Genomic DNA, 10,193 nt, shown 5'->3' with positions numbered 1-10,193 from the left:
ATGGCTACACGTTCAACTGGTACCAGACCGCCTGGCAGGAGTTCCAGCTCGACAGCGTGCTGTGGGTCACGATCGAGGTGGTCGCCGCCGTCGTGTTCCTGTCGATCCTGATCGGCGTGCCGGCGGCCTACGCGCTGGCGCGGCGCAACTTCCGCGGCAAGAACCTGCTGATGGGGCTGTTCCTGCTGCCGCTGATGATCCCGCCGATCACCTACGGCATTCCGCTGGCGACGGTGATGTACCAGGCRCACATCGCGGGCACCATCTTCGGCGTGATCCTGGCGAACATGATTCCGGCCGTGCCGTTCATGATCCTGGTGATGACACCGTTCATCGAGCAGATCGATGCCAACCTCGAATCCGCCGCCCGCGTGTTCGGCGCCAACACCTTCAAGCTGTTCTGGCACGTGCTGCTGCCGCTGCTGGCGCCGGGCATTCTGGCGGCCTCCCTGCTGGTGCTGGTGCGCACCATCGGCATGTTCGAGCTGACCTTCCTGACGGCCGGCCCGGATTCGCAGACGCTGGTGGTGGCCCTGTACTACGCGGTCTTCGCGGCGGGCGTTCGTGCGCCGCAGTCGGTCGATGCAATGGCGATGGTCTACATGGCGGTCACGCTGGCCTGGCTGCTGATCGCGCTGCAATTCGTCAACCCGACGCAGCTGGTCAGCCGCGTCAAGGAACATCCAAAAACGGCCTGATGCCGCCCTCCATGAAGATCACGCAAGTCGATACGGTCCACGCGGCCGCCTATCCCAACATCCTGTGGGTGCAGATCCACACCGACACCGGCCTGGTGGGCCTGGGGGAAACCTTTCGTGGCGCCCAGGCCGTGCAGGCGCAGATCCATGAACTGATCGCGCCCTACCTGCTGGGAAAGGATCCGCTCGCCATCGAAGCCCACAGCCAGCACCTGCTGTACGGCTATATCGGCTTTGCCAGCAGCGGCGCCGAAACGCGCGCCGCTTCGGCGGTCGACATCGCGCTGTGGGATCTGTTCGGCCAGGTCACGCAACAGCCGCTCTACCAGTTGCTCGGCGGCGCCGTGCGCGAACGCGTCCCGGTCTACAACACCTGCGCGGGCTACACCTACAACAAGGCCCCACAGCGTCGCTCGGTGACGCAGGCCAGCGCCGACGTCGCGCCCGAAGGGCCTTACGAGGACCAGGTTGCATTCGTCAAGCGCCCGGCGGCGTTGGCCGAAAGCCTGCTGTCCGAGGGCTACAAGGCGATGAAGATCTGGCCCTTCGATCCCTTCGCCCAGGCCAGCGGCGGGCAGTCGATTTCGGCCCGCGACCTGGACACTGCGCTCGAGCCGTTCCGCGAAATCCGGCGCGCTGTCGGCTACGAGATGGACATCATGGTGGAGCTCCATTCGATGTGGAACCTGCCGATGGCCGTGCGGATCGCGCAGGCGCTCGAGGAGTTCAAGCCCTATTGGGTCGAGGACCCGATCCAGATGTCCAACCTCGACACGATCGCCGAATTCCGTTCGCGCACCCGCATTCCGGTCTGCGGCAGCGAGACGCTGGCCACCGTCCAGCCATTCATCCAGCTGCTCAAGAACAATGCGGTGGACTATGTGATGCTGGACCTGGGCTGGGTCGGGGRTCTCTCCGAAGCCAGAAAGATCGCGACCCTGGCGAAGGCCTTTCACAAACCAGTCGCGCCGCATGACTGCACCGGCCCGGTCGTGCTCGCGGCGTCGCTCCACCTGGCGATGAGCACGACCAACGTGGTGCTGCAGGAAGTGGTGCGCGCTTACCTGGGAGGCTGGTATCGCGAGCTCGTGACGCAATTGCCCGATGTCCGCGCCGGCCATGCGACGGTTCCGCCCGGCGCGGGCCTGGGCCTGGCACTGTCGCCGGCGCTGCTGCAGCGGCCTGACGTCACCATCCGCAGTTCGAAGTCGTGAGCGGATGGCGATGCATCTGAACGTGACGCCCGACACCACGCTGTGCAGCGGAACGCTGACGGCGACGCTGGCGCCGGCTGCCGGCGGACGCGTCACCAGCCTCAGCTCCCGCGCAACCGCGGGCGAACGAATCGACTGGCTGGTGCCGCTCGACGACGCCGTCCGCGCCGGCGGTTTCGAATCCACCCAGTGGCCCAAGGCCGGCTGCTATCCCCTGGTTCCGTTTTCGAACCGCATCCGCGATGGCCGCGTCGCCGGCACGCAGGGCAGGGTGCAGTTGCCGCTTCATCCGGGGGAACGGCACGCGCTGCATGGCGTCAGCCAGCAGCGTCCATGGCACCTCGAGCGGCACGCGGCGGACCGCGCAACCATGACCTATGTCCATGTGCCGGGGGACCACCGCTGGCCATGGGCTTTTCGGGCCGAGCAGGTGGTGGAGCTCGATGCCGCGGGCATCACGCTGAGCTTGCGGGTCACCAACGACGACCGGGAGCCGATGCCGGGCGGTTGCGGCTTCCATCCCTATTTCCCGGCCCAGTTCGCGCACGGCCTGCAGTTCGATGCGCGCACCGTCTGGCCGGCGGACGCCGAATTCCTCGCGAGCACGCCGCAGCCGACCGGTCCGGCGGACGACTACGCGTCGGCGAAGGCCTTGCCCGATGTCGAATGCACCCGCTACTACGGCGAATGGAACGGACAAGCGCGAATGGCGGCGGCCGATGGTCCCGCCATCGAACTGCTGGCCAGCGCCGCGCTGCAGCACCTGGTGCTGCATCGGCCGGGTCCGGGAGCGTACTTCTGCGTGGAACCGGTCTCGCATGTCGCGGACGCCGCCAACCTGGCTGCGGCGCGCGCCGACACCGGCTGGCGGGTGCTCGCGCCCGGCGAGGCGATGACATGCAGCCTGCGCCTGTCGGTCTTTCCTCTGTCGAGCTAAGCCTCGCCACCATTGACTACACGAGATCGACAACATGACTGAATCAACAGCTTCCCTCAGGACCGCCCTGGACGGCATCTCAGGCATCCTGGTGACGCCCTTCGACGATGCGGACCACATCGCGCCCGATCGCCTGGGCCCCGTCGTCGACCGCGCCATCGAGGCCGGCGTCCATGTGCTGGTGGCCAACGGCAACACCAGCGAGTTCTTCGGCCTGACCATGGCGGAGGCCGAGCGCATGGTGCATGCCGCGGCGGAACATGTCCGTGGCCGCGTGCCCTTGCTGGGTGGCGTGGGGCGCAGCGTCCACGACGCCTGCGCCCTGGCGCGCGCCTCACGCCAGGCAGGTGCCGCTGCCCTGATGGTGCATCAGCTGACGGACCCTTTCGTCGCGCCCAGCGGTGTGGTCACGTATGTGCGCCGGGTTGCCGACGCGGCGGACGGCCTGCCTGTCGTGCTCTATCTGCGTGACGACGCGATCGGTCTGCCGGTGATCGAAGCCCTGTGCCGAATCCCGCAGGTCATCGGCGTGAAATGGGCATCGCCCACGCCCTTGCGCCTGGTGCAGGCCATGGCGCAGGTGGCCGATCGCGGCCTGGCCTGGGTGTGCGGACTGGCCGAGCCCTGGGCCCCGCCGATGTATGCGGTGGGTGCCCGCGGCTTCACCTCGGGGCTGATCAACGTGCGGCCCGACCTGTCCGTGCGCATTCACACCGCGCTCGCGAAGGGAGATCACCAGCTGGCGATGGAATTGATCGGCGGCATCGCGGCCTTCGAGGAATTGCGCACGCATGAGCGCAACGGCTCGAACGTGAGCGTGGTGAAAGCGGCGCTGCAATACGCGGGGCGCGACTGCGGCGCGGCCCGGCCGCCCAGCACCTGGCCGCTGCCGGACGCGGATCTGGCGCAGCTCAAGCAGTTGGTCGACGGCTGGCAATAGCATGGAACGCCGCTTCTTCGCCGCCCTCGTGTTCGGCCTCATCGCTGCTGCGAACTGGCCTGTCGCCGCACAGACCTATCCAGCCCACCCGGTGAAGCTGGTCATCCCGGTTCCGCCCGGCGGCAGCGCGGACGTGGTCGGGCGCCTGCTTGCCAATGCGGCGTCGGCGGAGCTGGGCCAGCCCGTCATCGTCGACAACCGTGCCGGAGCCGCCGGCAGCGTGGGAACGGCGTCGGCGCTGAAGGCGCCGGCCGACGGCTACACGCTGGTCCAGTGCAGCATCGGCAGCTGCGCCATCAATCCGAGCCTGTACAAGAACGTCGGCTACGACCTGTTCAAGGACATGGCCCCGGTGATCCTGCTGGGCGCATCGATCAATGTGCTCACCGTCAACAACGAGGCGGGCATCCGCAGCGTGAAGGACCTGGTCGACCAGGCCAGGCGCCAGCCCATGGCCTACGCGTCTTCGGGCGTGGGCGCGTCCAACCACCTCGCCGCCGAGTTGCTCAAGAAGATGGCGGGCGTCGAGCTGACGCATGTGCCGTACAAGGGATCGGGGCCTGCCATCACCGACCTCATCGGCGGCCAGGTCCCGGTGTTCTTCGACAACGAGCCTTCCATCCTGCCCTTCATCAAGCAGGGCAAGGTGCGTGCGCTGGCGGTGACGGGCAAGACGCGCTCGGCCAATCTGCCGGACGTCCCGACGATGGAAGAACTGGGTTTTGCCGGCTTCGTCATCGAGCCGTGGTACGCCTTCGCGGCCCCGGCGGGCACGCCCGAGCCGGCGATCCGGCGGCTCAATACCGCGTTCAACAACGCGCTGAATCAACCGGCGGTGCGCGACAGGATGGTCGCCATGGGCATTACCCCGGCGGGCGGCTCGCCCGAAGTGCTCGGTCGCCTGATCCGCAGCGAATACACACGCTGGGCGGAGTTGATCCGCGTGCAAGGTATCAAGGGAGATTGAGGGCCAGCGGCCGCAATGCGGTGCGGATACGCCCGTCAGAGACCCATCTGCAAACGTGAAGGCGAAGCGTCAGAGATCCGAGGCGTGCGTCTCGTCGTCGGCGATTTCCTCCTGGTGGTCGATGCAGCCGTCCAGGGTGACATTGAGGCTGAAGACTAGAAGTCCCGTGCGAGTCTCCTCGGAGTCGGGCGGTCCGCTGGACTGTCAGTTCGCCGCGAAGCAGTACATCAGCCCGGCGCTCCCGCTCATCTTGAGTTGGTCGACGCTGCAGCCGCGCGTACCGTGCGAAGAATTCCACGACGCATTGGCTACCGGATCGGGATTGGTGCCCTTGTGGTCGTGATGGCCCACGATGGCGGAGCCGCCGTCGCTTTTGGTCCAGTTGCCGCAGGTGGTGTCCTTGCCGGGATCGGGCGCGGCAAGGGTGCCGTCAGGGCGCGAGCCGGTGAGGATGTCGTGGCGGTTGACCGGATCGCCGAAGCCGGAGACAACCTCGCCCTTCTCGGTCAGCGAGGTGTCCTTGCCGACCTTGGCGTTGGCGCTGTGCAGGTCGGCCACGCTGGTGGCGACGACCACTCCCTTGGCGTTGGTCCAGGGACCGGTGCCGATCCGGTCGCGCGCATTGACGGCCGGCTGCCCGTTCGCGGCCGTGGTGCTCAGATAGGCGTGCCACGTTTTGTTGCCCGCCCCTGCACTCGTGGCCAGCGACTGGCAGAAGCGGTCGGCTCCGGCCAAGCCTCCGAGGTCGCCGCCCTTGCCGGGGTTGGCGCTGGTGATGAAGAAGCTCATGGGGTTGCCGCTCGATGAACGCATGGCACCGCAACCGATGATCAGTGCGGTGGCTGCGACGGCGGCGCCAGTGGAAAGAAGCAAGCGGCTGGACATCGGGGGACTCCTGGCTGTATTGGAGCCGGGAGGCTACCGCACCGTCGTGCCAGCGGCAACCCGAGCCTGCCCTCCCATGCGGCAACCGCAGCATCATTGCAGCGGAAGGGCGGCGGCTTTTGGCCGAGTTCGGCCGGCCACGACGCTTTCTGGAGACAATGGCTCCTCTCGAAACCGGCCATGAGAGGATCAAGATGTCAGCCGACGACTGGTGGAAGTGCGGAATCGTCTATCAGGTCTATCCGCGTTCGTTCCAGGACAGCAACGGCGACGGCATCGGAGACCTGGATGGAATCCGCGCGCGGCTGGACCATCTGGTCTCGCTCGGTGTCGATGCCGTCTGGATCTCGCCGATATATCCCTCGCCGATGGCCGACTTCGGCTACGACATCTCCGACTTTTGCGGCATCGATCCGCGCTTCGGCACGCTGGAAGGCTTCGATGCGCTGGTGCAGGAGGCGCACGCGAGAGAGCTCAGGATCATCCTGGACTTCGTGCCCAACCACACCTCGGACCATCATCCGTGGTTCATGCAGAGCCGCAGCGCGCGCAGCGATCCGCGGCGCGACTGGTACATCTGGCGTGACCCGGCGCCGGGCGGCGGGCCGCCCAACAACTGGCTCAGCAATTTCGGCGGCCCGGCCTGGACCTTCGATCCGGCCACCGGCCAGTACTACGCCCATTCGTTCCTGAAGGAGCAGCCCGATCTCAACTGGCGCAACCCCGAAGTGCGGACCGCGATGTACGAGGTGCTGCGCTTCTGGCTTCGGCGTGGCGTCGACGGATTCCGCGTCGACGTGCTCTCCCAGATCATCAAGGACGCGCAGTTCCGCGACAACCCGCCGAACCCGGATTTCATCGAAGGCCAGGACCCCTTCTTTCGCTGGCAGATGCTCTACAACACCGACCTGCCGGAGCTGCAGCCGATCGTGGCCGAGATGCGCCGCGTGGTCGACGAGTTCAGCGACGCACGCTCGTCGCGCGTGCTGATCGGCGAGCTCTAYCTKCCGCTCGCGCGCCTGGTCGCCTACTACGGACTCAACACCGAAGGTGTGCTCGAAGGCGTGCAGCTGCCCTTCAACTTCCAGCTGATCGCGACCGAGTGGCAGGCGGCGCGCATCGACCGCCTGGTGCGCGACTACGAAGCCGCCTTGCCCGCCGGCGCCCAGCCGAACTGGGTGCTGGGCAACCACGACAGGTCGCGCATCGCGAGCCGCGTCCGGCCGCAGATGGCACGGCTCGCGGCCATGCTGCTGCTCACGCTGCGCGGCACGCCGACGCTCTACTACGGCGACGAGATCGGCATGACGGACGTCGCCATTCCCGCCGATGAGGTGCAGGACCCATTCGAGAAGAACAAGCCCGGCATGGGCCTGGGCCGCGACCCGGAGCGAACACCCATGCAGTGGAGCGCCGCAGCGCATGCGGGCTTCACGACCGGTACCCCGTGGCTGCGCCTGGCGGCCGACGGGCCCACGCGCAACGTGGAAGCGCAATCGCAGGACGCGGGCTCGATGCTGGCGCTCTACCGGCGCCTCATCGCGCTGCGCCGCGCGCAGCCTGCGCTGAACCGGGGCAACTACGAAGCGCTCGATGCCGAGGGCGAGGTGCTCGCCTATGCGCGCAGCTTCGAAGGACGGCGGCTGGTGGTGCTGTTGAACTTCGGTGCCACCCCGGCGCCGATCTCGCCGGCGTTGATGCCGCGCCAGCCGGTCGTGCTGGCATCGACCGATCCTGCGCGCGCCGAGTCGATCGAGGGGCCGCTGGAGCTGGCGCCTTGCGAAGGCGTCGTGCTCGGCGCCCTGAACGGCAAGGCTCCGGCGACACGCTGAGCGATCAAGGCGTGCCGGCCTGGATCTCGACGTAGCTGCGCGCGTGCCAGCGCACGCGAAGGGGCCACTTCGCGTCGGCGATGGTTTCCGAATTCACGTCCTTGCCGCTGCCGTAGTTGACCTGCCGGTCGGGCCGCTTGTTGAGGCCGACCAGCAGCACGATGCGGCTGCCCGCCGCAAGCTTGCAAGCCGTCACGCGCTCGGCGGTGAACGCAAGCAGTTGGCGCTCGCCGGCCCGCAGAAGCCTGCGGCGCACGCGATGGCCTGCGTAGCTGGCGCGGAAATCGTAGGGATCGAACAGCAGCTGGTACTCGCCGCTTTCGGTCTGCTCGTACAGCGAGATGCTGAAGTCCACGTCCTGCCGCGAGGGCGTGATGTCGAACACGCCCTGCAGGCTGCCGAAGATCTCGGTGTCCTGCGGAAGCGGATCGCTGACAAAGCGGATGCTGTTGCGCGCCGGCAGCTGCGCCGCGCGCAGCGCGTCCGGCCACGGAATGCGCATGTCGCGCCGGTCGGCAAGGTCGACCGAGAGCCGCGTGCTGCCGCCGCCTTCTTCGGACGGTGACGGCAACAGGCGGTGCGGCTCGTTGCGCTCGCGGGTGTCGAGGTAGAAGCGCAGCCGCGTGCGCTGCGGCGCATCCAGCGCCGGCACATGGCGCCACTGGTCCGCGCCCATCACCTGGTAGTTGACGCGATCCCCCAGCAGGGCAGGCTTGCTCGCGCCCTTCAGGATGTGGTCGAGCCATTGCAGGCGCAGCTCGGGCAGGTCGACGCGTGCGGCGGGGTCGAGCGTGTAGCCGCGCAGCGTGGCCGCCGTGCCGTGCCGGATCGAGGCCGCGTCGTAGGGGCCGAGCAGCAGCGTCGTGTCGGCCTGCGGCCGGTGGCGGCGATGCTCCTGATGGAAGTAGAGCGCGCCGGCGTCCGCGCCGTAGTAGCCGGCAAAGCTGAGCACCGGAATGTCGATGCGCGCAAACTGTTCCGCCGACGGCAGGAACTTCTGCCAGTAGCGATCGTGGCTCGGGTGCGTGAGCCATGTCCGGATCAGCCGGCTGCGCTTGCCCAGCAGGACGCGGTCCACGTCCCAATAGGGGCGATGGCCGCGATACCAGCGCGCGTCGAGTACCTGCCATGCCGTGTCCGGGTCGGCATCGACGCCGGACCGCAGGGGCTCGTCATCCGCGTGCTCCTCGGCCCAGCGCACCATGGCGTTGCGGAAGATCTGCCCGGCCATCGGAAAGTCGATGCCCGGCGCCATCGGCGCGATCGTGGCAATGGCCTTGAGTGCGGCCGGTCTCCTGCGGGCGGCGGCCCAGGCGGCATAGCCGGAGTAGCCGTCGCCGATCATGCAGACGCGGCCGTCGCTCCATGCCTGCCGGGCAATCCAGTCGATGACGGCGGCGGCGTCTTCGCCGTCGCGAACGAACGGCCACACGGCGCCCTGGCCGTCGGGCGTGCGTCCGCGCACGTACGCCGTGACGCCGACGTAGCCCTTGGCGGCGCTGCGCTGGGCGTCGTCCTCGGCCGGATCGAGCGTGAAGCGCAGCAGCGTCGGCAGGGCGCCCGGTGCGTCATTGGCGCGGCCGGGCCGAACCAGGCGCGCATGGATGACAGCGCCGCGCACGGGAATCCTGAGGTCGGCCTCCGCCACGTAGCGGTTGCGGTCTTCCACCGCGAACAGTTCGGGCAGCAGCGCTCCGAAGCTGCGGCGCGACTCGTACGAATGCCAGGTCCGCACGAGCGCCAGCGCGTCGTCCTGCGGAAGGCTGCCCTTCGCGCGCCAGAGATCGAAAGCCCGGCGCAGCGGCTCTGCATAGACCGCCGCCGGGATGTCGAGCCGCGCCATGATGGCCTGGGCTTGCGCATTGTCGAGCGGCGACACCAGTTCCCGGAACGCGCGCGCGTAGGCTTCGGCGAAGCCGAGGCGCTCGTTCGCTTCGAGTGCGCGCGCACGGGCGTAGATGCCGTCGAGGATCGCGCGCTGCACCAGGTCGTCGAACGGCTTGCCCTGGCGGCGGGTGCGCAGGGCCCGGCTGCTGTCGGAGGCTGCACGGTAGGCGCCGCTGACGATCTGCAGGGCGGCGAGGTTGGCCAGGAAGACGTCGGTGTCCGCGTCCTGGTACACCGGCAGGATGCGCTCGGCCAGGTCCCGCATCAGGTCCGCCGCGGCGGCATCCTCGGGATCGCGCGGCGGCTTGAAGCCGAAATCCGCCGCCCAGCTCCACGCGGGCAGCGCAAGCATCAGCCGCACGAGGGCGCGGCGCGCACGGCCGACGGTGGACCCAAGGTGTCTCATGGCCGCTGCTCCTCGCGCACGGTGTTCGCCGGCGCCTTGACCAGGTGCACCACCTGCGTGAACAGCCGGTCGCGCGCTTCTCCGGCCGAGCCGATGTGGACAATGCCCGTGTGCTCGAGCTTGCCCAGCAGGTCGATGATGAGTTCGCGCGTGTCGTCGTCGAACGCGCCGAAGGCCTCGTCCATCACCAGCCAGGGCGGCGCCTGCAGCACCACGCGGGCAAAGCCCAGCCGCAGCTGCTCGTCCATGCTGAGCTCGCTCTCCCAGCGGCCCGTCTTGTTCAGCAAGGGTTCCAGGCGCTGCAGGCCCACGCTCGCCAGTGCGGCCACCATGGCTTCCCTCGGGTAGCTCGACGGCTCCATCGCATACGACAGCACCTCGGCCAGCGTGCCGCGCGGAATGTAGGGCGTGCCCCGCGGCATGTAGT

8 protein-coding genes and 1 pseudogene are annotated in these 10,193 nt (G+C 68.2%); 6 read left to right on the top strand and 3 right to left on the bottom strand.

All coding sequences use genetic code 11. The features are described from left to right. From AC1DOC_RS06820 to AC1DOC_RS06800, 5 genes are all read left to right on the top strand, one after another. Window positions 1-698, top strand: a 698-nt coding sequence (locus AC1DOC_RS06820; RefSeq protein WP_478129579.1) for an ABC transporter permease, incomplete at its 5' end; no start/stop codon positions are given. A gap of 11 nt (window positions 699-709) precedes the next feature. Next, the gene (locus AC1DOC_RS06815; RefSeq protein ID WP_478129578.1) at window positions 710-1,912 is read left to right on the top strand and encodes a mandelate racemase/muconate lactonizing enzyme family protein; all 1,203 of its coding nucleotides are present in this window, start codon (window positions 710-712) and stop codon (window positions 1,910-1,912) included. A gap of 10 nt (window positions 1,913-1,922) precedes the next feature. Next, window positions 1,923-2,849 (top strand): aldose 1-epimerase, encoded by a 927-nt coding sequence (locus AC1DOC_RS06810; RefSeq protein WP_015865587.1) that lies wholly within the window; start codon window positions 1,923-1,925, stop codon window positions 2,847-2,849. Between the two features lie 34 nt (window positions 2,850-2,883). Next, window positions 2,884-3,789, top strand: a complete 906-nt coding sequence (locus AC1DOC_RS06805; protein ID WP_015865586.1) for a dihydrodipicolinate synthase family protein — start codon at window positions 2,884-2,886, stop codon at window positions 3,787-3,789. 1 nt (window position 3,790) lies between these two features. Further along, window positions 3,791-4,756 carry a tripartite tricarboxylate transporter substrate binding protein gene (locus AC1DOC_RS06800; protein ID WP_015865585.1) on the top strand — a complete coding sequence of 322 codons (966 nt, stop codon included), beginning with the start codon at window positions 3,791-3,793 and terminating at the stop codon, window positions 4,754-4,756. A 204-nt stretch (window positions 4,757-4,960) separates the two neighbouring features. Here the strand turns inward: AC1DOC_RS06800 and AC1DOC_RS06795 are convergent, their stop codons facing one another. Next, window positions 4,961-5,641, bottom strand: coding sequence for a hypothetical protein (locus tag AC1DOC_RS06795; RefSeq protein ID WP_015865584.1), 681 nt, complete (start codon window positions 5,639-5,641; stop codon window positions 4,961-4,963). Between the two features lie 194 nt (window positions 5,642-5,835). Here AC1DOC_RS06795 and AC1DOC_RS06790 point away from each other — a divergent pair, with 194 nt between their 5' ends. Continuing rightward, a complete protein-coding gene (locus AC1DOC_RS06790) occupies window positions 5,836-7,473 on the top strand; it encodes an alpha-amylase family glycosyl hydrolase (protein WP_015865583.1) in 1,638 nt (545 codons plus the stop codon). 4 nt (window positions 7,474-7,477) lie between these two features. Here the strand turns inward: AC1DOC_RS06790 and AC1DOC_RS06785 are convergent, their stop codons facing one another. Next, complete coding sequence (locus tag AC1DOC_RS06785) at window positions 7,478-9,766, bottom strand: CocE/NonD family hydrolase (protein WP_015865582.1); 2,289 nt, start codon at window positions 9,764-9,766, stop codon at window positions 7,478-7,480. Then, a pseudogene (locus AC1DOC_RS06780) lies at window positions 9,763-10,193 on the bottom strand (ABC transporter ATP-binding protein/permease); the annotation flags it as partial. The gene AC1DOC_RS06785 and the pseudogene AC1DOC_RS06780, both read right to left, overlap by 4 nt.

Source organism: Variovorax sp. 01T439_2 (assembly GCF_056398445.1).
Note: the sequence above shows the minus strand (reverse complement) of the source record. Positions and strands in the feature narration are given on the sequence as shown.